Raw genomic sequence first — 23603 nt, 5'->3', positions numbered from 1 at the left:
TTATGGGTTCATAATGGCCAATCAGGATAGCGCAACCCGGCAATACCGGTGAGAGCCGGGCATAGGCAAAACAAGAGCAATTTTGATTCTTACTTGGTTGATATCACAGGTTCATAGATTTGTGCTCTAACATACTACAACTTCACGAATTTAATAGAGTATGGGATAACAGGGTGCCCTGAAATTGATGACTTATGGGCAGATATTAACATAATCCCGGGACGTTATATCCCGGGATTTTGTTCACCTTTTATTGTGCTATTCCTGTAAAGGTAATTACGCTGGTGGGCGGTACTACCACTACGAAGCTGCCATCTGCCTGCGGCGCCAGTGGAGCGCTTTGCTGCCAGTGCGCAGTGGTATTATCAGCGGTCAGATAGGACGTGACCTGGCTGCTGGCGAAGCCGGAGAGCTTCAACCGGGTGCGGGTTTCAGCGCCGCCAGGATTAACGATCACCACGCTGAATTTGCCAGTGGCAGGATCCTTCCAGGCAGATACTTTCAGGGTAGTGTTGTTGGCCAGTGCGGAATTAAAACGGTAATAGCCCGCATGCACAAACCGGGAGTATTGTCCCATTACATCGTACGTTTTGGGATAGTCGAGAGAGCCGTCGCCGTTGGTGCAGATCAGCGATTCATTGTTACGGATGGCCAGCATACCTAGCCAGTACACATAGGCGTTCACGTTACATTCCGCGAGGAACTTGTGCATGTTGACAGCAAGTTTTAAACCACCGGTCATGGTGTTATCATACACGCCGCTGTCGTCGGAAGCTTCTGTCATCCAGGTAGGGCGGTTGCCGGTGGCATAGTTCCAGGTTTTAGGGTCCTGGTTCAGCCCCCGTTTGCCGAGGATCAGGTCACCGATTTCCACGTAGCCGTGGCCCGCGAGGATGTCGACATTGCTTTTGTCCATGCCGGACAGGAAGCTGTTGGCCGTACCCCAGGCAGCGTTTTCAGAAGAAATGATTTTCACGGAATTAAGTCCTTTGGCGTTTAATGCCGGACGGAGATTGTTGGAGATAAATTGTCCCAGGTGGGAAGCTGTCCAGTAAGAAGCGGCCCAGTCGGAGAACACGTTTTCCGGCTCATTGCTCGGCGATACCGCGTAGAAGTTAATACCTTCGTTTTGATAGGCTTTGGTGAAACCGGCAACGTAGTTGGCGAAGTCTGTAGAGCAGCAGTTGTAATTAAGACCGTTGAAGTTTTTGGCGCTCTCCTGGGAGGTGTTGGTCTTCATGTACAGCGGCGGTGTCCAGGTGCTGGCCACCATGATGGGCACCTGGTGACGTTCTTTCAGTTTCTTTAGTATCCATAGTTGCGCCAGCTGCGCTTTCTGGTTACTGTTGAGCGCCTGGTAAGCAGCGCTGGTCACATCCATGTCGATGCTGGTACCGGCAGGCTGGATCGTTACCGTGCCGGTAGTTTTGTCGAAAGGATAATGATACATCACTTCACCGCGGACGATGTTGAGCTGCAGCCCATCGGCGCCCCAGAGTTGTTTCATGATGCTGTCCCGTTTGGGCGATTCAAAAAAGGGAGTGGCGCGGCCGGCAAAAGCGCCGAAGCCTTCTATGCGCTGGTAGGTAGTGCCCCAGTTCAGGGTGATGTTGGCGGTGTCTGTGGCCAGTGCGGCAGCCACAACGCCGTTGGACAGTTTACCGTTGGCAGTGCTTTGCAGATCGTCCCGCATGTTTTTGGTACACGCGGAGGCCAATACCATGGCCAGTAAGGACAGGGAAATGCCTGGCAGATTTTTTTTCATTGTTACGAGGATTTGGGTTTTATGGTAATAGGGTAATGAGGATAATTTACTGATTATTTGGTTAACAAAAACTATACTTTTACAAAAACCGGGGACGCGTAACAAAAATTTAATGCCCCGTCAAATGTGAACCATGAAATATCTGCTTTTGTTTCCCGCACTGCTGGCTGGGTTGTCGGCGTGCACCACCACCCGGCCCGCCACAGGTGTGCAACAACATCTTTACATCCAGCCGGACGGCCGTTCCCAACAGTCCTGGAAGCTGATATGGGAGGATAACTTCAACGGCTCTACGCTGGACACCAGCAAATGGACACGTATCCCCCGCAATAACGCCGACTGGGGCAAACACATGACCAGCGACGACCGCTGCTACGACCTGAAAGACGGGAAACTGTATCTCCGCGGTATCAACACCCCCGATACTGCTAAAGACCCCAGGCCTTTCCTTACCGGCGGTATCTACAGCAAAGGAAAATTCGCTTTTCAGTACGGGAAGATAGAAATCCGCGCCAAACTGGAATGCGCACAAGGCGCCTGGCCCGCTATCTGGATGCTGGCAGAAAACAATAAATACGGCGCCTACCCCCGCAACGGAGAGATCGACATTATGGAACACCTGAACTATGACAGCATCATTTACCAGACTACCCACTCCTACTATACGCTGGACCTGAAACAAACAACGAAGCCGCCGCATTCCGGGACAGCCGCCCTGCGCAACGGCGAGTTCAATGTTTTCGGTATCTCCTGGTACCCGGACAAGATCGTGTTCCTGCTCAACGGGAAAGAAACATTCACCTATCCGCGCGTAGAAGGCGCAGACCCTTCACAATGGCCGTACGACCAACCTTTCTATCTCCTGATAGATCAGCAGCTTGGCGGCAACTGGGTAGGCAAGGTAAACCCGGAAGACCTGCCGGTGCAGATGATCGTGGACTGGGTGAAGGTGTACCAGTAACTTTGCCATCCCCATTATTTTCAGTAGTTTGGCGGGAATCAATCATTAACCTGATAAGATGAAACGATACATTACCCTGGTTGTTTGGTTACCCGCCATGTACCTGCTGATAACCACCGGTTGCAACAACCGGCCCCAACATACCGCTACTAACGATACCGCACAAACGACGACGACCGCGCCGGTAGCCGCTGCGCCAACAGCACCACCTCCTACCGCCCCGCCGTCACCTTACAATGTCTTTATCTGTGCCGCCACCGGCGATCTTAACAAAGACAATGTCAGCGATTCCGTGGTGGTGATGCACGACACCACCTCCGCCGAAAAGCCTTATCGCCTCCAGGTGCTTTTTGGCCGGCCCGATGGCCAATATCAGCTGGCGGCGACGTCTGAAACAGCCATACTGCCGGATGGCGGCGAAGGGGCCCATGACGCCATCAACCTCGATTCCGTGCTTGTCAGCAAGGGTGTGCTCACCGTCAGGATATCATTGCTGCGCGGAACCGCGGAATACCTCTACCGCTACCAGCACCAGCATTTTGAACTGATAGGTTACAGCCGTACCGAATCCGATGGACAAGGGATGATCATCAGCGAAGAGTACAACCTCTCTACCGGCCGCTATATCCGTTCGGGCGAGCCTTACGACGGAGAAGAACGGGAGACTTTTCATACCGACACCGTGATCCCCATCCGGCCGTTGCCGGTGATGGACACGCTGGTGCCGTTCAATAACTACCACGCAAAATATATTCTCTTCTAAAGGTTTGACGGATTCACACCCTGTCAAAAATGTTATTAACCTGTAAGTTTGTATCAGCACCCTCAAAAATATCCTCATGAGAAAGCTGATACTTCAGATGCAGGTAAGTGTAGACGGCTTTGTAGCCGACGCACAGGGCGATACAGACTGGCTTACCCCTGAATGGGACCAGCAGCTGAAAGATCACGCACTGGCCCTGACCAAACCCGTAGACCTCATCCTGATAGGACGCAAACTGGCAGACACATTCATCCCTGCATGGACAGCCCGCGCCGGCGATCCCGATATCGCCGACGCATACACGCATCGCATGAATGATCTCCCTAAAATGGTCTTCTCCCGCACGCAGACCGAACATGGCTGGCAGAACACGGTACTCGTTAATGAAGCGTTGCCCGAAGAAGTAGCCCGTCTAAAAAAATCCCCCGGAGGGGATATCATCACCTACGGGGGCAGTAAACTGGCGGCCAGCCTGATACAGGAAGCGCTCATCGATGAATTTTACCTGTTCGTGAATCCGGTGGCCATCGGTAAAGGGCTGCCTATCTTCCATCAGCTGGAACAGCGGCTGTCCCTGAAACTGATCAGTGCCACTTCATTTCCGTGCGGTATCGTGGTCCTTTTTTATAAGCCCCAGTACCACCGGTAAATCTTCTTCCCTGCTGGTGGTAACAATATCCGGTTGTATGCCGGTCAGCTCCCAGCTTTGGCTCGTGCCCGGAAATACCGGCGCCGCAATGGATACCGACAACAGGAACCGGTTATTGGCCGGGTAAAGTTCGTTCATGTGCGCACCGCCCGCTGTACGTTGTCCCACGATCGTGGCGCGTTTCATATATTGCAATTCGAACGCGATGGCTTCTGCTGCAGATGCCGTGTCATCGTTCACCAATATATACAGTGGCCGCTCGTATGGTCGTGTACCGCTGAGCGCTTCCGCTTTCATTACTTCATTTTTTCCGTTCCGGTTTTTCACCTCCAGCAGCGGAGTGCCTGCTTTCACAAAATATCCTTCCAGCACCAGGCCGATGGCGCTGCCGCCGCCACCATTATCGCGCAGGTCCAGGATCAGCGCCTGTGTATGCTGTACCATCGTCATCGCTGCTTTCAGCACATCCACGCTTTGCGGTGACAGATTGATTTCTGCCAGCCGGATATAACCGATGTTCCCCTCCAGCACTTTCACCTCCAGGAAACCATAGTTGATATTAGCGGCCCTTTCACTATAGTGAAACGGGTCTTTGGCGCTATCGCCTTTGGCCCGCGGCGCATTCAGCTCTCTTACCAGTTCCGGGTCAAATTTGAGGAAGATATGTCCGTCTTGTACGGTTTGCCGTAACAATTTCGTGACCGCCTTTGCGAAAACCTTTACGCTGTCCGTTCCCTTCGTCAGGTCTCTTTCTTTTTGCAGCAGCGCGGCCGCCAGCAGCTTGCCTTTGTCGGGATACACATAGTGTTGTTCCAGCAGCTGTGCGGACTGGCGGATGACCGCCTGTTTTTCGGCGGAAGTTACCGTTTGCCCGTAGACCGTTGACAGGCACAGGCAGGTAACCATGAGGCTATACCATTTTTTCATGTTGACATGGATTAATGGCACAAAGCTACCTTTCGGCGGGGTGCCAGAATTGTACAGAATTAGTATCCGGGAAAAAATTACAGTTTACGGAAGGCGCCCGGCAGGTAGCCGGTGTATTGTTTGAAATTACGGATAAAATGGCTCTGGTCAAAGAAGCCGCATTGCAGGGCGATGCCGGTGAGGGATTGTTTTTTATCGCGCACCAGCGCCAGCGATCTGCCTACTTTTATTTTACGGAGATACTCCCCGATGGTACCCTGAAAATAGAGCGGAAAATATTTGGAGAGCGATACCGGGTGCATGTCCATTTCGGCTGCCAGGGTGTCGAGCGACAGCGGCGTATCCCAGCGGTCGTGCAACAGTTGGCGCAGCCGGTGTACCCATACGGGCGTGCCTTTGCCGGTCTTCACGGCAGGGCCCCAATGCTGCAGCAGGATGGAATGGGCCAGCGTATCCTGTTCCGGCAGCAGGTCGCGCTCTTTATAGAGCTGCAGGACCGCCAGTTGCAGCGCATGTTCGGGAAGGCTTTCCCAGGTGATTTCCGACAGGCCGTAGGTTTCGAAAAAAGCCGGTTCCACTTCCAGGTTCAGGTTACGCGAGGGATGCAGCGTTTGCAGGTTACGGTGTTCTTCGAAAGAGGCGTAGCGGACCAGTTTTCCGGGCAGTACTTCCTGTTGATAGTAACGGCGGTGTTCGAAGTTACCGCCTTCCAACACCAGTGAGCAATGAGGGTTGGCGTGGTGGTGCCAGTCTTCCGACACTGCCGCGTGGTATACCGTTTCCGACAGGATGATACCGGAAAGATGGTAATTGACTTTGTTTTTACCCAGAAAGGTGCCGCTGCCCAGTTGTTCCATGATCATGTTGCAGGATTAGCGGCTGCTGGTTTCCACTGCCGCTTCTTTATTATATTTTAAACGGTAGTCTACCGGCAGCATGCCTGTCATTTTTTTAAAGATAGCACGAAAAGCTTTACTGTCCGAATAGCCTACTTCGTACATGACTTCGTTGACGTTCATCCTGCTGCTTTCCAGTTTCTTTTTGGCTGCTTCCATGCGTACGCGCTGGATGTATTCCAACGGGGTGTTGTCTGTGGCTTTTTTAAAGCGCCGTACGAAGTGGCGGCGGCCGATGGCGAAGCGGTCCGACAGTTCCTCTACGGAGATACGCTGGTGTATATTGGCTTCGATGTATTCCTGTGCCAGGCGGATGGGAGCGTCTTCATGTTTCTTCTGTCCGCTGAACATGGCGAAAGGTGACTGGCTGGTGCGGTCGATGTCCAGCGCATATACTTTAGAGGCCATGATGGCTGTTTCCCGGTCGGTATATTTCTCTACCAGGTGCAGCAGCAGGTTCCAGTAGGAATTGGCGCCGCCGCTGGAGTAGAGGCCTTGTTGTTCCGTGACGATGCGGCCGTTGACCAGCACCACGTCGGGGAACAGTTGCCGGAACAGGTTGGCCGATGCCCAGTGGCTGGAGCATTCGAGGCCGTCGAGCAGGCCGGTGGCGGCCAGCACAAAAGCACCGGAGCAGAGGCTGGCTACATCTGCGCCATTTTCTTTATATTGGCGGATAATCCAGGGGATGAATTCCCTGTTTTTGTACAAGGTAGCTTCAAAATCGCCGGCGATAGCCGGGATGATCACCAGGTCTGTACGTTTCACCTCTTTCAGCATTTTATCCGTATGTACACTGAACAGGCCGTTGTACTGTTTTACCATGGGGGTAAGTCCTAACAGTTGTAGTTTAAAGGCCGGCGGTTTACCGGCATCTTCGAGAAAGCCATTCACGCCGGAGAGCATCATGTGGGGATCTACAATACTGGCCATCACGGCGTCATTGAGGACAAGGATGGATACGTGTTTCATAATAACCGGAAGGAATTTATATAAAGTTAAGGATGTAAAAAGTCGCAAACAACCCTTTGAATGTCTCTACACCACCCCTTCTTCTAGCGGACAGCGGGGTACCTTTGGATCAGAAAGTTTCACAAAATGCAACAATTATGAAAAACGAACAACAAATTACCCCTTTTCTGTGGTTTAATGACAATGCAGAAACAGCGATCCAGTTTTACCAGGATGTTTTCCCAAAGGTGGAAGTCTGTGGTATCAGCCGGTATGGCGCCGGCGCGCCGCTGCCCGAAGGTACACTGATGACAGCAACTTTCCGGCTGAAGGACCTGACCTTTATTGCGTTGAACGGAGGTCCTCATTTTACCTTTAACGAAGCGGTTTCTTTTGTGATTTCCTGTGAGACGCAGGAAGAAGTGGACCATTACTGGAACGGCCTTACCGCCAATGGCGGCAAGGAAGGGCGGTGCGGCTGGCTGAAAGACCCGTTTGGGGTATCCTGGCAGGTGGTACCTACCCTTTTGGGACAATTGCTGGGGGCGGCGGACCGGCAGAAAGCGGGCCGCGCCATGCAGGCCATGATGGGCATGAATAAGCTGGACATGCAGGGCTTGCAGGACGCCTTTGACGGCAAGTAGTCTTTTTCTTCAAGTTAAATACAGCTTATATGTTACGCCTTATTTTAGCCATTATTACCGGTATGGTGGTGATGTGGCTGGTGGGTTTGATTACCATGAAAGATGCCGGACCAGCGTGGTACTCCCTGTTGGGGGCGGCGTTATCTATTCCCGGTGCGTTGTTGGGCCGGCAGATTTATTATGCCCGTCATCGCAGGCAAAGTAACCCTCTGACTATTGTATGAGAAAAGTGATTGTATCCATGAACATATCGCTGGACGGGTTTATGTCTGGTCAGCAGCGGGAGCTGGACTGGCATTTCGCCAGCTGGGGCAATGACATGAGTGAGCGGCTGACCCGGGATTTGAACCAGGCAGACACGTTGTTGCTGGGCCGTAATACCTATGAAGCGATGGCCGCTTACTGGCAGCGGGTAGAGATTGATTCGTTTTTCCCGCGGGATGACATTGCGTATGCCGTGATGATGAATACGACGCAGAAGGTGGTGTATTCGCAGACCATCCGTACGTTGCCCTGGAGCAACAGCCGGCAGGCGAAGGGTGATTTGCGGCGGGTGGTGGCGGCTTTGAAGCAGCCGCGTCCTGGTCCGGAGAAAAACATTATGGTGTATGGCAGCGGGCAGCTGGTGGGAGCGTTGACCCACCTGGGGCTGGTGGACGAGTTTCATCTGTGGGTGCATCCGGTGGTGTTGGGGAGGGGTATGCCGTTGTTTCCCGGCGGGGCGGACAAGGTGCAGATGTTTATGCAGCAGATGCATACGTTCAGGTCGGGGGTTGTCTGGTTCAGGTATATTGTTAACAAGAACGGCTACGACGTCATATTAGACTAAAAACAACTATTGCACAAAACCAGCCGCCATGGCTGGTTTTGTTGTTTTACACCTCCTTGTTTACCCCATTAAATTACTCTCCATACATTTTTGTATTAACAAATGACTTACAACCGTGTCTTTTTTGACATCGTTCCTTGGGTATAGGTGGCAACTTTTAATTTATTCCGCTGCCACTGAAACCTGTTATTTATAATATGACCTACCATGCATTAAGTGATAGTGAGCTGGTTGCCGGTTATAATGAGGGCATCGTTGAATGTTTCACAGAAATTTACAACCGTTATTGGGCTATTCTGTACCGGCATGCGTTGCGGATGCTTCGTGACGAGTGTGCGTCGCAGGATGTGGTACAGGAGACTTTCCATTCCCTGATCCGTCATGGCAGCATACAGGATGCCATTCCCTTAAGATTATTGTTGTATACGACGGTGCGTAACCGGATCATCAATGATTACCGGCGGGAGAAGGTACGGGAAAAGTACCTGGCCACTTTAAGACATTATGTGAGTGCATCGGAGTGTACAGAGATACAGGTGCGGGAGCGGGAGCTGCAGCGGCAGATAGAGATGGAGATTTCCCGGTTGCCGGAGCGGATGCGGCTGACGTTTGAACTGAGCCGCAAGCAGCATTGCGATTACAAGACGATTGCGGAGCGTACCAGTACGTCTACCGAGACGGTGCGTAAGCAGATCCACAATGCTATCCGGATTTTGCGGACGAAGTTGAGCTATTTTTAGCCCCTTTCATTTCTAAACTATTTGTAAAAACGAAATGCATTATTTACAAAAAGTTAAAAATTTAATAACCTTCCTTCTACCGTTCTTTTTTCAGTGCGTTATTATATCAGTGAGAGCGGTGAACGATTGTCCGATCCCTGACCCCATGAACCATCATTGTGAATGTATACCATCTAACTTAAATTTAGTATGAGCGACCAGGAAACCAAAGATTTATTGGACCGTGTGGAGCGAGGTGATTGCACACCGGAAGAGAAGGCGCTGGTAGAAGACTGGTACCTTGATCTCTGCCGGCAGCAGGAACCGGTGGCGTATAATGTGGACTACGCCAGGATCAAACGGGAGATCTGGGCCAGGTTGAGGATCGGGAGGCATGGATCGTCCGGCGCATGGTATCTGATGGCCGCTGCAGTAGCATTTGTATCTGTATTATCCTATACCTTATATATTAAGACGAACAACAAAACCGGTCCGGTGCAGGACAAGATGATGGCGGCGATCCGCCCGGGTGGCAATAAGGCCATGCTCACCTTGTCCGACGGCCGGCAGGTCCCTCTCGGCGATACGCCGGACAGCATTGCTGCTGCCCCGGGAGTGCTCGCACAACAGGGTTCGGGTATATTAAATTACTATTCCACCTCCAGGCAACCATTAAAACTATCGGGAGAGCGGCCTGTGTACAATACGATCACTACCCCCCGAGCCGGTCAGTACCAGGTCGTGCTTCCTGATGGCAGCAAGGTGGTGCTGAATGCCGAGTCCAGCATCACTTACCCCGTACCTTTCACCGGCAAAGAGCGCCGTGTGCACCTGGTGGGGGAAGCCTATTTTGAAGTAGCAAAACATCAACAGCAACCTTTTATAGTCTCTAGCCTGCAACAAAGCATCAAGGTGACCGGCACACATTTCAATGTATGCTGTTATCTCCACCAGCCTGATATCACCACGCTCGCAGAAGGCAGCGTGGATATCACGCCCCTCGCTTCATCCACGACCCACTCTCTTAAGCCTGGTCAGCAAGCTACCCTGATTGGTAACGACTTTGAAGTAAAGTCAGTCAAAGCCGAAGACGTCATAGCATGGAAAGACGGATTGTTTGTATTTAATGACACCCCTTTAAAAGAAGTTCTACAACAAATTGGCAGATGGTACGATGTTGAGTTCACCTACAACAGCACCCTTCCTCTGAACAAACGATTTGACGCAGAAATTTCCAGGAACCTGAATCTTCAGCAAGTCATTAACATTATCGAAATGGGAACAAAACTAACATTCAAACTAGACGGAAGGAAAGTCAACGTTCATTAGCATCAGTCAAACATCACAAAAACAAAAAAAACACTTACTAAAACGAAACCGGAAGTGCGACCAACACTCCCGGCAGGATTGAATTTCGTTAAAAAACTGCTCTTACAATTTTTCACAATTTTCAACCAGACAAAGATATGGAATATAATGTACCCACCAAGGTGGGAACGGAATTTTCTTTGCGGAAAATCCCCTCCCCGCAGGGCCGTCACACGCTCATAATCATTGTGGCCATGAAATTAATCGCATTGTTATTTTTATTCAACCTGCAGGTAACTGCCAGCGTTTATTCACAACGGATATCCCTTACCGCCAGTAACACACCGCTGCGCGACGTACTCCAGTCCGTCCGGAAACAAAGTGGCTACTCCTTCTTCGTGGAGTCCGACAACCTCCGCGATTCCAAGCCGGTCAACCTTAACCTCATGGACAACTCCGTACCCGAAGCCCTCGACAAGATCTTCGAGAATCAGCCCTTCACCTATACTATCCAGAATAACGTCATTGTTGTTACGCGTAAAGAACGTAGCAATCTGTCAGGAGCTGACTTTCTCACGTTCGATTCAGGCGCTCCGGACTCCACCAAAGTTGTCTACGTCCAGGGCAGCGTCCGGGATGATAAAGGTCAGCCGCTCGTAGGCGTGAGCGTCCGCGTAAAAGGCGGCGGCACCGGCACCGTCACAAAGCCCGATGGTACTTACACCCTGAAAACAAATGCCGCCGCCACGCTGATCTTTAGCTACATCGGCTACCTCTCCCGGGAAATAAAAGCCCAACAGGGAGAGATAGACGTAGTGCTGAAACAGCTGAACACGGCACTGGACCAGGTGCAGGTGATCGCGTATGGGACAACGACGAAGAGGACGAGTACGGGGAATATTGGGACGGTAAGTGCGGAGGTGATAGAAAGGCAGCCGGTGTCGAATCCGTTGCTCACACTTCAAGGTCGTGTTCCGGGAGTATTTATTCAACAAACCACAGGGGTAGCAGCCGGCAATATTAATGTCAACATCCAAGGCGTAAACAGTTTAGCACAAGGCACCTCACCTTTCTTTGTTATTGACGGCGTTCCTTACCCCCCTGTAAATCCCAATCCCTCAATTATGACTGCAGCAATTGGCGGATCTGGAGGAAGCACCTTAAATTACGTAAATCCAGGCGACATCGAGAGTATAACGGTGCTTAAAGATGCAGATGCCACCGCTATCTACGGCTCACGAGCTGCAAACGGAGCAATACTTATCACCACAAAAAAAGGAAAACCAGGTAATACAAGGGTGGACGTTGACTTTCAAACAGGTTTCAGCAAAGTATCTCGTCAACCTAAACTTTTAAATACGACTGACTACATTAGACTTAGAAAAGAAGCAAAAAAAAATGACAACTCCACAATATCATACACCAACGATTATGATATCAGTGGCGCATGGGATTCCACTAAAACTACCAACTGGCAAAAGATGCTTGTCGGTGGATCGGCCCAATTTACCAATGCACAAGCTGCAATATCAGGAGGAACTGAACATACACAATTCTACGTAGGCGGTGGCTACCTTAAACAAACAACTGTTACTCCTGGAGACTTTGCTGACACCAGAGAGAATGTACACATGAGTTTTAATCACAAATCAAACAATCAAAAATTCCGTATGAGTTTCTCTGGAACATATGTGAATGACGATAATTCAATGATGAATATTGATTTAATGAGTAAAGTAGTTACACTACCGCCTAATGCGCCCCAATTATATAAAGAAGACGGAACCTTAAGTTGGGGACTGATTCCTGGAACTAGCAGATATACGCTAGACAATCCGATAGCTTATATTACGAGAAGGTACAAAGGCGCTACCAATAACACTATTGGAAACATCGAACTAGGATACATGGCACTTCCTGGCTTAGAAATTAGTAGCTCAGCAGGTTACAACAACCTACAAATCGCAGAAAGCGCCATTACGCCCCAATCCTCCTTTAGTCCGGCACTTCCCATTAACCTTAGAAAGGTTAACCTTTCTAATAAATCAACAGCTTCATGGATTATCGAACCTAAAATTAAATACAAAAAGGACTTCAACAATGGAAAACTAGACATACTAATAGGAAGTTCTTTCCAACAAAAGAAGGACAACGCACTTCTCACTGCCGGAGGGGGATTTATCGACGACGCGCAACTCGAAAATATAGCGAACGCACCTAACATTACAGCACAGCCTTACATAGTAACGTACCGTTACAATGGCTTCTATAGTCGTATCAACTATAATCACCGCGACAAATACCTAATAACACTTGCTGGAAGACGAGATGGCACTACCCGATTTGGAAGTGCAAACAGGTTCGCAAATTTCTACTCAGTAGCAGGTGCTTGGATTTTCAGTGACGAAAGATTCTCGAAAAACAGTCTACCATGGCTAAGTCTCGGAAAACTAAAAATTTCATATGGCACCACGGGGAATGATCAAATCCCAGACTATCTTTACCTAAGCTTATACAACAACATTACCACCCCCATTTTATACCAACAAACTGTAGGCATCCAGCCAACAGGATTATCAAATCCTTACCTGCAATGGGAACTAACCAAAAAACTAAATCTCGGAATCGATGTAGGAGTTCTAAATAACCAAATTCTATTTTCGGCAAATTACAATATAAATAGATCATCCAATCAGCTGATAACTTATCCACTTGGATTGGTAACAGGTTTCATTGGAGTAAATCAAAATATTGATGCCACAATCCAAAATACTGGATTTGAGTTTCAGCTAGATGTATCTCCACTAAAAAGCAAAAAAGTAATATGGAATATCTCAGCAAACTTGACAATTCCTACTAACAAACTTATTGAGTTCAAAGACCTAGATAAAACCACCTTCAGATTGACATATGAAGTCGGGCAACCAGTCAACATTGCTAAGGTATTTCCATTTCTTGGAGTAAACCCCAATACAGGTTTATATCAATACCGGGCAGCTGACGGAAAAGCCACCTCTATTCCTAATTCTATCACCGACAGAACAGAAATTATCAACACATCTCCAAAATACTATGGAAGCATTAGTAATACTATCAGCTTTAAAGGTCTAACCCTGGATTTCCTATTCCAGTTCGTAAAAAAAATGGGGGCTACTAACAGGATGACTCTAACAGGTTTCCCTGGAGTAATCACACAAATGCCAACAGCCATACAAGACAGATGGCGAAGACCAGGTGATGTAGCTACATATCAGATGGTGTCGTCGGAAAACTTTGATGCTGTTATGGCCTATTATGCATTGGGATCAAGCAGTGCAAACTACGAAGACGCATCTTTTATTAAACTGAGAAACCTAAGACTATCCTATACATGTCCGCATAGTTGGGCAAAGAAGATTAAAATAAACACGGCAAGATTTTTCATACAGGGACAAAACCTTCTTACCATCTCTAATTTCTTTGGAACAGACCCAGAGACAGCTTTTCTATCAGTTCTTCCTCCTCTCCGAACAATTACCTTCGGCCTTCATTTAAACATCTAAAACTAAATCAGTTATGAACAGGCAAATATTAATAAAAACCTCATGCATATTTTTAATACTGAATAATCTCACTCTAATCAGCTGCAAAAAGTTCTTAGAGATCCCTGCCCCCACAACCAGTATAAACGAAGCGAACGTCTATAAAAATGATTATACCGCAGCGGCGGTATTAACCGGAATCTACACCAAAATCATGCAGGGATTCTCTGATGGTGGTATCACCTCTATCTCTCTTATTGAAGAACTAGCTTCAGACAATCTCGGTATTGGAAACTTAAATGTTCAAGCAGATCTTATTTGGTGGAGAAATATGGTCAGTCCTGACTACATAAACAATGGCGGGTACAATAACTACTTCTCCAACCTCTACCCAAGAATCTTTACAATCAATGCAGCCATTGAAGGTTTAAACCAAAGCCAAACCTTAACACCTGCTGTAAAAAAAAGATTGCTTGGAGAGGCATACTTTCTAAGAGCATTTTACTTCTTCTATCTGGTTAATCTGTTTGGTGATGTTCCCCTTGTCACATCTACTGACTACCGGATAAATTCTACTATCACCCGGTCCTCAACATCAGCAATATACAACCATATTGAAACCGATCTTGAGCAATCTAAAACCTATCTTAATGACGATTACGTAGACGCAAGTATTATTAAACCAACAACCGAACGGGTACGACCCAACCAATCAACAGCAGTCGCGCTCCAGGCTAGGGTAAAACTTTACAGAAAAAAATATCTCGAAGCAGAAACAGCCGCAACTACAATTATAAATAATAAATCGCAATACGATCTAGTAGGGCTAGATTCAGTCTTTAAGAAAAATAGCAAAGAAACGTTGTGGGCACTTCAACCAGTCAAACAAGGATATAATACAGATGAAGCCACCTTCTTTATACTAACTAGCGCCCCAGGTACGCTGTCTCTTAGAAACTATTACCTTTCACCATCTCTGATGTCCAGTTTCGAAGACAATGACAAAAGACTAACAAGTTGGATAAACTATATATCTGCAAATAATCAAACCTACCCATACGCATTTAAATATCAAGCGGACCTCAGTAGTTCAAGTGTAAAAGAGTATTGCATAGTCTTTCGACTAGCGGAACAATACCTGATAAGAGCAGAATCAAGACTCGAACAAAATAATATCGAAGGAGCTAAAGAAGACCTCAATGCGATAAGAAAACGTGCAGGTATCCCCCCCATTTCCACCAACAGTGTATCTGCGTTACGAATCGCCATTAATAGAGAACGTCGAGTAGAACTTTTTACCGAATGGGGACATAGATGGTTTGACTTAATAAGGACCAACTCCGTTGATTCGGTTATGCAAAATGCAATGGCATTCAAAGGCGGAACTTGGGCATCCTTTAAAGTTAGGTATCCCATACCAAACACTGAAAGATTAACGAATCCAAACCTAACGCAAAATATCGGTTATTAAATACACCTTACAAAACCTTAACTATATAAAAATGAAATGGATTTTATTATTAGCAAGCAGTATCATCACCAACTCAACCTTTGGACAAACTCGAACTAACTTCAATGAAAATCTCGATTGGGAACAAATAAAACTGAAATCAAGTTCCGAAAATAAGATTATCTTTATTGACTTTTATGCTACATGGTGTGGCCCTTGCAAAAAAATGGATAGCGAAGTATATCCAAGCACTGTTATAAGCCAATACTTGAATAAACACTTCACTTCAATAAAGCTACAAGCGGACAGTAGCAAAAACGATACGGAGGAAATACAGAAGAGATATAATATTGCTAGAAGGCTCCTCAAGAAGTACAAAATACGTAGCTTCCCCACCTATCTATTTCTTGATGCCGACGAAAATATCCTTCATCGAGGAACGGGCTACATGGCACCAGACTCATTTATCGCATTTTGCAACACTGCAAGGGACATAAATAGTAATTATGCAGGGCAGTTAATCCGGTATAATTCCAGGAAAATGAATCCCGATGAGCTTCTTAATTATGCCATTACTCTAAAAAGCTACCGAGAGGATTCTCTTTCCCAAAAAGTTGCAAACTCATTTAAGGAAAAAGCTATTGACAATAGACCTCCAGAGGACTATCTACATGCCAAATACAAACCTTTTTTCAATACATTTGGTAGTCTATTAACTCGAAAAGATAGCGCAACAAGGTATATCTATTTACATAGGCAGAAGGTCGACTCAATTATGAAAGACTCAGGATTTTCAGACCAACTAATTAGACAGATTGCCATCCAAGAACTCATTTCACCAGTTTTAAAAAAAGCAGAACTAGAAAAGAGCACACCTGATTGGGATAGCATCAAAAAAGTAATAACAAGATCATGGGACAATAGCCTGGCTTCTGATTTAGTCTTACGATATCAAATAAATTGGTATAGTGAACATGAGGATTGGAATAATGCAATTCGATACCATATGGAGCGCTTGGATAAAATGAATAACAAGTTTGGCGTCTGGGAAGCTTTCGAGGCCAACAATTTTGTATTTCTAACTGTATTAAAATACAGTAACGACTTTAGAATCCTCAAAAAAGCTAGAGAATACATGCAAATCATAACAGCTTCTTATCCCGACGACCATGCAAAAATGGATACATATGCGAATGTATTGTATAAACTTGGAGAAAAAACAGAAGCAATCACCGTAGAAAAAAAGGCATTACTAATTTCTGAAAAAAATAAAGACGACGCATCCACAGCGGAAATTAAAAAAACTCTATCCAAAATGGAAGCAAACATTCCTATATGGAACTAGCGGTTATAGTCAGTCCCCTTGGCATAAAAGGGGGACTATTTCACTAAGTGTGTAAACTTAAAAACCGGGGAATCAGGATAATAATTAGATTCTCACTCTTTTATCAAAAATAGTTAAAAACTGATTTAGGATCATGCCCCAGTTTCTAATGGGCATGGTCCATTTTTTTGATACTTCCCGTAAAGCCAGGTATACAGATTTAAACACTGCTTCATCTGTAGGGAAGGACAGCTTGTTTTTGGTGTATTTTCTAATCTTACCGTTCAGATTTTCGATGAGGTTTGTCGTGTAGATGATCTGTCTGATCTCCAGGGGGAAGTCAAAGAAGACGGTGAGGTCTTCCCAGTTTTCACGCCAGCTTTTGATAGCGTATGCATACTTAGCGCTCCACTTAGTATCCAGGGCGTCAAGAGCAGCCAGGGCAGCCTGTCTGGTTGGAGCTGCATAAACATCCTTCATATCGGTTGTAAACTCCTTTTTATCTTTCCAAACAACATAGCGACAGCTGTTGCGTATCTGATGTACGACACAAACCTGAGTGGCAGACAGTGGGAATACGGATCTGATGGTCTGAGTGAATCCATTCAGATTATCTGTGGCCGTTATTAAAATATCTTCCAGGCCACGCGCCTTAAGATCTGTAAGCACAGTCATCCAATAAGCAGCTGATTCATTCTTACCCAGCCACATTCCCAACACTTCTTTGAGGCCATCCCGCTTTAGGCCCACTGCGATATAGACGGTTTTATTCACTACTTTGCTGTTCTCCCGTACCTTGAACACAATACCGTCCATCCAGACGATGAGATAAACCGGTTCCAGTGGCCGGTTTTGCCAGGCGACAATATCTTCTGTCACCCGGCTGGTGATACGGCTGATCGTGGCCGTAGAAACGTCAAATTTATATACTTCCCTTATTTGTTCTTCTATGTCTGACACACTCATCCCCTTGGCATAAAAGGACACAATTACCTCTTCCAGCCCTTGAGCCATCCCTTCGCGTTTAGGGAGAATCATGGGATTAAAGCTGGCGTCACGATCTCTGGGGACTTTTATCTCTGATTCACCATAGCTGGTCTTAATCTTCTTCTTACCGTAGCCATTACGGCTATTGGTACTGTCATTATGTTCATGCTTGTCATAGCCTAAATGGCTATCCAACTCGCCTTCCAGCATCTTTTCAATACCCCGCTTCTGAATCTGGGCAAGAAAATCGTTTAGCTGATCAGCTGTTTTAAACTGCTTCAGAAAGTCGTCTGATAAAAAATCTTCTGTCTTCATAAAACTGTATATGCTTTAAAATTAAAAAATCGGAGCGAAACCCCGATTTTTACTATTTACACAGTTTTTGAGATAGTGTCTGCGAATGGATTGGGGACAAGCTCAACCACATCTGACTACTTATGTACAACTTGGCTATGGAAGGGATAACTGAATTCGATAACATTCGCCGGCTTATTAGTCATCCAACTAGGCAATTTCCCCTTTTTTAGGTAGAAATTAAAAAAATCTAGTATTCTTTTACTGTAATCCTTAGCATCATCTCCGATTACAACATGTCCCGCATCTTTATACTGCAACAGATAAGCTGTTTTCCCCAATCTACGTAAACCCGTAAAAAATTCCAACCCCTGCTCCACAGGAACGTCTCCATCATCTTTATTGTGCATCATCAATAAGGGTGTGTTTATTTTGTCAATTCTAAGTACCGGAGAATTTTCCAGATAAAGATCAGGCCGTGCCCATAATGTGGCCCCGATTCTATCCCGATATAGCTCATACTGTCCCTGTCGGGAGTAACCATCACCTATCACGGCTCCATATGCACTAACAAAATTTGTAAACCCCGCCGCAGAGCAAGCAGCCGCAAATCGACTAGTATGGGTTATAATGTAATTAGTCTGGAACCCACCAAAACTATGGCCCTGTATTCCCATCTTCGTAGAATCAACAAATGGCAATTTTATTAGCATATTTGCAGCTCCCATAACCGTATTATAAGAGCTTCTACCCGGATACCCAATCTCAAAATGTACATCGGGAGCAAATACTAAATAACCATTACTCACCAGATATGGAATATTGACGGGCCCTATACTAACATCAGGATTTATAAAAAAATTTAAGCACTCGCTAATTTTTTCGTAATAATAGAACACCAGAGGGTACTTTTTCTTCGGATCAAAATCCTCAGGCTTATATAGTATACCTTGTGAAACCTTTCCGTCCAATGACTCAAAATCAATCAATTCTGTTGTTAGCCAATTAAACTCTTTCTCTGGATGCACATCACTCAATTTCTTAAATACTTTGAAGTCACGAGTTACATACAAATCAGGTGCATGTTTAGCATCCATTTTTGTGACAACAAAGACATCAGCGTCCTTAGCCCTAACCGGCATATTCCGTATCACATACTTACTCTCATCAACCCCGGTAAACAGCGCATTCTCCATAGTCAATACACTTAGACTTTTCGGATCACCTTCCCTTACTTCAAAGAAACCATTTTCCTTCGTTTTACGGTTGAAAGCTGTTAATAATATCCTCTTTGAATCCCAAGTTTCTGGAAGAAAAGCGAACCGAAATACAATACTATTCTCTTTCCCGTATCCATTTGTAAGATTTAGAGGAGCTTTCTTTCCTGTAAGATCTATTTCAAAAATATCATACTGGCTATATATGAAAACCTTAGACTCATCAGCACTAAAACCAGCAACACCTATATTTATATATGAAGCAAATGGCTCGTCATCCCTATCATAAGTAGTCCATTTTGCCAAAATTCCAGACGTTAAATTGCGTCTGATACCGCTCTCTATATCATAATGAAAATAAGCGGACATATCGGCATCATAGTATACGATATGATTCCCTTTGGGTGACAACACATAAGACTTTGCATTTCTGTCACCTGGCTGAGTCAGGCTTCGCCTTAACCCTCTTTTCATATCAACCAAAACACAAGATGGAATGGAATTTTCGTTCCAATTCCATTCACCCCGATATCCATTGTTATAGAATAATAATTGCCTTCTTCCGTCTTTCTTCTGAATTTCCGTTTCTCCTTGCTTTTGGAGCTGAACGATTTTATTCTCACTTGGATACCAAGCAGCGCTAAATGTATAATTTTTAGCATTTCCGTCAGACAAGTCACTTTCTAGTTTAGCAGAATTATACCTCCATATCGAAGGCCCCATTGTATAATCATTCTTGACTCCAGCTCTATTACTTAGTGTACAAAAAAACATCCCGTTTTCCGTACTAAATCCATCCAAACTAGTCAATAGCAAGTTGGGATCTGCAAAAATGTCCGGCTGTACAATTACTGGCTCCTTCATAATGTCCATATCCCAATACCAAATATTTTTGGCTACTTTAGCTTGATTTTCGGAAGTTGTCAAAAACGCAATTTTTCTCCCACTGTCATCTATAACAATATTTGTAGGCTTTACCCCTCTATAAATCTCTCTAACTTCTCCCATCTTTATATTCAACATTCTTAACGAATAGTTACTCGAATCAACCTTATTGATCACCACAAAACAACTCCCATTGCCATTTAGAAAGTAATCATCTACTTGGTGGTATACTATTGTGTCTTCACTTCTAGACAGATTAACTAATAATAGCTCTCTACTGCTTTTTGGCAGCTTTGTATAAGCCAACCAATCACTGCCGTCTGCCCTCCACACAGAGTATTTTCCGACATTATATATTCTACTTTGTCTTTCCGAATTCAAATATTGTATAACAATCTCATTCCCTGGCAACACGCACAAAAAAATTCTATTATCGCTAGTAAAATAATGTCCGTAACCCATTGGAAATTCCTTAATCCAACTGCTCCCAGTGGATTGTAATACGGCTGTAAATTTACCGGCTGTTGGTTTTCCGTTAATATAATAACTCAAAGCAGATCCGTTATCGTTTAATTTCGCATTCTGAGAAATGAGTCCCCAAGTCCCAAGATCATCTACACCAATCACTTTCTTTTGTCCCAAAGCCATGTGTACCCCAAAAACAATAAAAACAACCAGAATATTTTTTTTTGCCCAAAAAAGCATACAAAAAAGATTATGTATTATTAGAACAAGACTACCATAAGGACTATAAACAACAATCAGAGTAAAAAGTGGTATTTCATTTTCGGAAAAATATTATGTATATAGTTATCAACTATTTAAAAGGTAAAAAATTAACAATATATAATTACGGGGATATAAAAAAAGGGGGAGCAAGTCCCCCTTTTCCACTTAGTCATTTGGCAATACAACGATAGTACCAGGCTGACAAGCTGCACCTTTAATAAGGGTAGCAGAATGTGGACCTTTCGGGTCAGGAACAAATGTTCTTGTAAACAGCGGAGCATCACAGATTGCTGGGTTTGCTCCAGGAGTATAAACAACATTGCTAAGGCGAGCCTGAGATGCAAATGCGCCAGCAACCAGTGCAACTAAAGCAACTGATGATAACAAAACTTTAACCTTGTTCATGATTGTGAATTTTGAAGGAATTCAAATATTGCCTACTTTTTTTTCAGGGTGTTCGGCTATTCCCTTTTTTGCCGGAATTAACGTAAAGGGTACCATCTCTTCATTAAGCCGGCTTATTGCGCAATAATATCTTACTACCAAAATCAGTTGGCAAATAACACTCGATAGCTAAAAAACATAAAACTACTTGACCTCAGCGAGCAGCTGTTCCACCGTAACCTGAGAAAGAAACTCCTTTTTCAGTTTCTTCTTACTAGAAAACACACTAGTGTGAGGTACCCCTAGGGGTTTGAAATATCTTAAGTATGCCCACCCTGTATCAACTCCGATGTGTACATTCGGATACTTTTTACCCATATAGCTAGCATAAAAAGTTCTAATATCCGCAATTGATGCAATGCTCATAAAACAGAATTGCGTATTATCGAATTTATTTATGCTCTTCATAATTGCAGAAATCTCATTGGAGCATATTTCACAATATGGATCAAAAAGCACCAATACGGTAGCTGATGCATTTGGTAGATTTTTGGTATTAACGACAGTGGCGCTATCTAAAAGCAACACGTCGATGGACGGCATTGGTTTACCTAACCTCCTCGCGTCGGGATCTAGAAATCTGCATTGCGAAGTCATCAATAGCGTTACAACTGCAAAAAAATACTTCATAGTGTGCCAAATTTTAGATATCATAACTATAAAACAACTCTACCTCCGGTATTTTGCTCTACATTTTTAGCCTGATCTAAAACAAAGCTTAGCATTAAAAAACTGGCTGAGGTATAGACAACAAGCGGAAATATCTGAAATCTTAGTGCAATTGGAGATGCAAAAACACTAAACCCAAGGTTTAATATCCAAAATAAAAAAAATATACTCCACAGTTCAAACAATCTTTTATTAATATTTCTTCCATTAAGAACAAAAAAAGAAATAGTCATCATTATAAACACTGCATTCATTGTACCACAAATAATCGGATAACTTTCTAAGGTACGAACGCTATAATCTTTAAATCTGGAATTAAGTTTTTTCTCTTTAAAATCAAACCATGTATTAACAACCGACATCACAGTATCAACTTTGTATCCATACATCCCCAAAAACTCAACGGGCGGCGCATAGTATTTGATAAAATTAGGCCACACGTACTCAGTTGCAAATTTTTTCGGATAATTTTTCATCAGAAACATCCCATACTCCTTATATAATGGAGCAACAACTGACCACTTTTTAAATTCACTCGAAACAGTATCTCTCTCAAACTTATTTTTCATATACATACGAAGGGGGGAAATCGGACTCCACATATAAAACGCATTGACGTCCAGCATCACCTCAGGATACTTTAAGTCGTAATATCTTGTTGAATCAAAATAACTCCTCACGTAATAATCAAGTTCTTTAAATTTAGGTGGCAGTGGCTTTTGGTCTATGGAATCTACAAAACGGTATGCGTACATTCCGTTGTTTGCCATTTGCCAACCGGAAAAAGCAGAAAACTGCATCTCTCCCGTAAGTTTTTTATACTGTACAGACGTCCAGATCACAAATACACCCAACATCATAAAAATTAAGCCTGCCGCCGTTAGCTTTAACCAGACCTTCCCCCTGGCAACAACTAACGCAATGCATGACACTAGAGGATAATACAATGCATTATAACGGATGGAGAATGCCAAAACCAACAACACAGCGTGGATCAAGGCAACTTTCCAAGAAAACCGATTAACGACCCATAAATTAGTGGCAAACCAACAAATACTAACTGAATAAAACAGGCTATCGCTTGAAATATAATTGGCCATATATAATTGTATCGGACTAAGTACAACAGCTACTATCAGCAGAATTCTAATTATACGATTAATCCGGTAAAAGTAAAAAAGCGAGAACACCCAAAACAATGTACCAAACTGCATTAGCATATACTGAAGAGAGACAACCACAGTATGACTAGAAGAAAATACACTAATCAATCTTAAAAACTTTGGATATCCTATGGGATAGAAATCAATTTTTAGGTTACCAGTTGCGCTCAATAGATATTGATAGGAATCTCCATTAATAAACGCAGGGTATGGATAAAAGTACTTAAATACCAGCAACTGCAGAAGTACCAACAAACAACTAAAAATAATAAGCTTTCTATTTAAACCATCTCTAACCAAAAAGTCCTTAAATGAAATACCCCGGCCAAATTCGCTATCACATTTTATATCATTGCTAAATTGCATAATCAAGCTATTTTTTTTAAAAAACTTGCACAGATAAATTCAATGATTCAAGCTGTATCAAAAGTCACCATATTGACACATCATAGATCGTAAACCAGTGAAAATTCTAAATCTTATCGATCAACAGCATAAACACACAAAT

General features: G+C 44.7%; 20 protein-coding genes. 11 read left to right on the top strand and 9 right to left on the bottom strand.

All coding sequences use genetic code 11. The features are described from left to right. Positions 1-250: 250 nt before the first annotated feature. Complete coding sequence (locus B5D63_RS07200) at positions 251-1765, bottom strand: glycoside hydrolase (RefSeq protein WP_200816926.1); 1515 nt, start codon at positions 1763-1765, stop codon at positions 251-253. 133 nt (positions 1766-1898) lie between these two features. On the opposite strand from B5D63_RS07200, the gene B5D63_RS07195 reads away from it, so the two are divergent. The 3 genes from B5D63_RS07195 to B5D63_RS07185 all read left to right on the top strand — a co-directional run bounded on the left by B5D63_RS07195 (position 1899) and on the right by B5D63_RS07185 (position 4138). Further along, positions 1899-2726 (top strand): glycoside hydrolase family 16 protein, encoded by an 828-nt coding sequence (locus tag B5D63_RS07195; RefSeq protein ID WP_078668038.1) that lies wholly within the window; start codon positions 1899-1901, stop codon positions 2724-2726. A gap of 58 nt (positions 2727-2784) precedes the next feature. Next, a complete protein-coding gene (locus tag B5D63_RS07190; RefSeq protein ID WP_143312798.1) occupies positions 2785-3489 on the top strand; it encodes a hypothetical protein in 705 nt (234 codons plus the stop codon). A 76-nt stretch (positions 3490-3565) separates the two neighbouring features. Continuing rightward, positions 3566-4138, top strand: coding sequence for a dihydrofolate reductase family protein (locus B5D63_RS07185; protein ID WP_078668036.1), 573 nt, complete (start codon positions 3566-3568; stop codon positions 4136-4138). Here the strand turns inward: B5D63_RS07185 and B5D63_RS07180 are convergent. The 3 genes from B5D63_RS07180 to B5D63_RS07170 form a co-directional block, all read right to left on the bottom strand. Next, the gene (locus B5D63_RS07180; RefSeq protein WP_078668035.1) at positions 4085-5065 is read right to left on the bottom strand and encodes a S41 family peptidase; all 981 of its coding nucleotides are present in this window, start codon (positions 5063-5065) and stop codon (positions 4085-4087) included. The genes B5D63_RS07185 and B5D63_RS07180 overlap by 54 nt on opposite strands. A gap of 77 nt (positions 5066-5142) precedes the next feature. Next, positions 5143-5928, bottom strand: coding sequence for a helix-turn-helix transcriptional regulator (locus B5D63_RS07175; RefSeq protein WP_078668034.1), 786 nt, complete (start codon positions 5926-5928; stop codon positions 5143-5145). Between the two features lie 9 nt (positions 5929-5937). Then, positions 5938-6933, bottom strand: coding sequence for a GlxA family transcriptional regulator (locus tag B5D63_RS07170; RefSeq protein ID WP_078668033.1), 996 nt, complete (start codon positions 6931-6933; stop codon positions 5938-5940). Between the two features lie 137 nt (positions 6934-7070). Between B5D63_RS07170 and B5D63_RS07165 the strand changes: the two genes are divergently transcribed. The 8 genes from B5D63_RS07165 (at position 7071) to B5D63_RS07130 (ending at position 16728) form a co-directional block, all read left to right on the top strand. After that, positions 7071-7556 (top strand): VOC family protein, encoded by a 486-nt coding sequence (locus B5D63_RS07165; protein WP_078668032.1) that lies wholly within the window; start codon positions 7071-7073, stop codon positions 7554-7556. A 29-nt stretch (positions 7557-7585) separates the two neighbouring features. Beyond that, positions 7586-7780, top strand: coding sequence for a hypothetical protein (locus tag B5D63_RS07160; protein WP_078668031.1), 195 nt, complete (start codon positions 7586-7588; stop codon positions 7778-7780). Continuing rightward, on the top strand, positions 7777-8385 hold the full coding sequence (locus tag B5D63_RS07155; protein WP_078668030.1) for a dihydrofolate reductase family protein: 609 nt from the start codon (positions 7777-7779) through the stop codon (positions 8383-8385). The genes B5D63_RS07160 and B5D63_RS07155 overlap by 4 nt, the downstream gene beginning before the upstream one ends. A 197-nt stretch (positions 8386-8582) precedes the next feature. Continuing rightward, complete coding sequence (locus B5D63_RS07150; RefSeq protein ID WP_078668029.1) at positions 8583-9125, top strand: RNA polymerase sigma factor; 543 nt, start codon at positions 8583-8585, stop codon at positions 9123-9125. 189 nt (positions 9126-9314) lie between these two features. Next, positions 9315-10433, top strand: coding sequence for a FecR family protein (locus tag B5D63_RS07145; RefSeq protein ID WP_078668028.1), 1119 nt, complete (start codon positions 9315-9317; stop codon positions 10431-10433). A gap of 137 nt (positions 10434-10570) precedes the next feature. After that, a complete protein-coding gene (locus B5D63_RS07140) occupies positions 10571-13954 on the top strand; it encodes a SusC/RagA family TonB-linked outer membrane protein (RefSeq protein WP_078668027.1) in 3384 nt (1127 codons plus the stop codon). A gap of 13 nt (positions 13955-13967) precedes the next feature. Next, complete coding sequence (locus B5D63_RS07135; RefSeq protein ID WP_078668026.1) at positions 13968-15404, top strand: RagB/SusD family nutrient uptake outer membrane protein; 1437 nt, start codon at positions 13968-13970, stop codon at positions 15402-15404. A gap of 31 nt (positions 15405-15435) precedes the next feature. Beyond that, positions 15436-16728 carry a thioredoxin family protein gene (locus B5D63_RS07130; RefSeq protein WP_078668025.1) on the top strand — a complete coding sequence of 431 codons (1293 nt, stop codon included), beginning with the start codon at positions 15436-15438 and terminating at the stop codon, positions 16726-16728. Between the two features lie 84 nt (positions 16729-16812). Here B5D63_RS07130 and B5D63_RS07125 read toward each other — a convergent pair whose 3' ends face one another. The 5 genes from B5D63_RS07125 to B5D63_RS07110 form a co-directional block, all read right to left on the bottom strand. Continuing rightward, positions 16813-18009, bottom strand: a complete 1197-nt coding sequence (locus B5D63_RS07125; RefSeq protein WP_078668024.1) for an IS256 family transposase — start codon at positions 18007-18009, stop codon at positions 16813-16815. 116 nt (positions 18010-18125) lie between these two features. Then, positions 18126-20795 (bottom strand): alpha/beta hydrolase family protein, encoded by a 2670-nt coding sequence (locus tag B5D63_RS07120; RefSeq protein WP_078668023.1) that lies wholly within the window; start codon positions 20793-20795, stop codon positions 18126-18128. Positions 20796-20984: 189 nt separating this feature from the next. After that, positions 20985-21224 (bottom strand): hypothetical protein, encoded by a 240-nt coding sequence (locus B5D63_RS34580; RefSeq protein ID WP_143312797.1) that lies wholly within the window; start codon positions 21222-21224, stop codon positions 20985-20987. Between the two features lie 183 nt (positions 21225-21407). Continuing rightward, complete coding sequence (locus B5D63_RS07115; protein ID WP_143312796.1) at positions 21408-21893, bottom strand: hypothetical protein; 486 nt, start codon at positions 21891-21893, stop codon at positions 21408-21410. A gap of 26 nt (positions 21894-21919) precedes the next feature. Then, positions 21920-23461, bottom strand: coding sequence for a DUF2142 domain-containing protein (locus B5D63_RS07110; RefSeq protein WP_078668021.1), 1542 nt, complete (start codon positions 23459-23461; stop codon positions 21920-21922). Positions 23462-23603 lie beyond the last annotated feature (142 nt).

The sequence above is a fragment of the Chitinophaga eiseniae genome (genome assembly GCF_900167135.1).
GTDB classification, from domain to species: domain Bacteria; phylum Bacteroidota; class Bacteroidia; order Chitinophagales; family Chitinophagaceae; genus Chitinophaga; species Chitinophaga eiseniae.
Note: the sequence above shows the minus strand (reverse complement) of the source record. Positions and strands in the feature narration are given on the sequence as shown.

Coding starts and splice junctions, on each gene's coding strand:
- B5D63_RS07200 (WP_200816926.1), bottom strand. CDS start 1,765: ATGAAAAAAAATCTGCCAGGCATTTCCCTGTCCTTACTGGCCATGGTA.
- B5D63_RS07195 (WP_078668038.1), top strand. CDS start 1,899: ATGAAATATCTGCTTTTGTTTCCCGCACTGCTGGCTGGGTTGTCGGCG.
- B5D63_RS07190 (WP_143312798.1), top strand. CDS start 2,785: ATGAAACGATACATTACCCTGGTTGTTTGGTTACCCGCCATGTACCTG.
- B5D63_RS07185 (WP_078668036.1), top strand. CDS start 3,566: ATGAGAAAGCTGATACTTCAGATGCAGGTAAGTGTAGACGGCTTTGTA.
- B5D63_RS07180 (WP_078668035.1), bottom strand. CDS start 5,065: ATGAAAAAATGGTATAGCCTCATGGTTACCTGCCTGTGCCTGTCAACG.
- B5D63_RS07175 (WP_078668034.1), bottom strand. CDS start 5,928: ATGATCATGGAACAACTGGGCAGCGGCACCTTTCTGGGTAAAAACAAA.
- B5D63_RS07170 (WP_078668033.1), bottom strand. CDS start 6,933: ATGAAACACGTATCCATCCTTGTCCTCAATGACGCCGTGATGGCCAGT.
- B5D63_RS07165 (WP_078668032.1), top strand. CDS start 7,071: ATGAAAAACGAACAACAAATTACCCCTTTTCTGTGGTTTAATGACAAT.
- B5D63_RS07160 (WP_078668031.1), top strand. CDS start 7,586: ATGTTACGCCTTATTTTAGCCATTATTACCGGTATGGTGGTGATGTGG.
- B5D63_RS07155 (WP_078668030.1), top strand. CDS start 7,777: ATGAGAAAAGTGATTGTATCCATGAACATATCGCTGGACGGGTTTATG.
- B5D63_RS07150 (WP_078668029.1), top strand. CDS start 8,583: ATGACCTACCATGCATTAAGTGATAGTGAGCTGGTTGCCGGTTATAAT.
- B5D63_RS07145 (WP_078668028.1), top strand. CDS start 9,315: ATGAGCGACCAGGAAACCAAAGATTTATTGGACCGTGTGGAGCGAGGT.
- B5D63_RS07140 (WP_078668027.1), top strand. CDS start 10,571: ATGGAATATAATGTACCCACCAAGGTGGGAACGGAATTTTCTTTGCGG.
- B5D63_RS07135 (WP_078668026.1), top strand. CDS start 13,968: ATGAACAGGCAAATATTAATAAAAACCTCATGCATATTTTTAATACTG.
- B5D63_RS07130 (WP_078668025.1), top strand. CDS start 15,436: ATGAAATGGATTTTATTATTAGCAAGCAGTATCATCACCAACTCAACC.
- B5D63_RS07125 (WP_078668024.1), bottom strand. CDS start 18,009: ATGAAGACAGAAGATTTTTTATCAGACGACTTTCTGAAGCAGTTTAAA.
- B5D63_RS07120 (WP_078668023.1), bottom strand. CDS start 20,795: ATGCTTTTTTGGGCAAAAAAAAATATTCTGGTTGTTTTTATTGTTTTT.
- B5D63_RS34580 (WP_143312797.1), bottom strand. CDS start 21,224: ATGAACAAGGTTAAAGTTTTGTTATCATCAGTTGCTTTAGTTGCACTG.
- B5D63_RS07115 (WP_143312796.1), bottom strand. CDS start 21,893: ATGAAGTATTTTTTTGCAGTTGTAACGCTATTGATGACTTCGCAATGC.
- B5D63_RS07110 (WP_078668021.1), bottom strand. CDS start 23,461: ATGCAATTTAGCAATGATATAAAATGTGATAGCGAATTTGGCCGGGGT.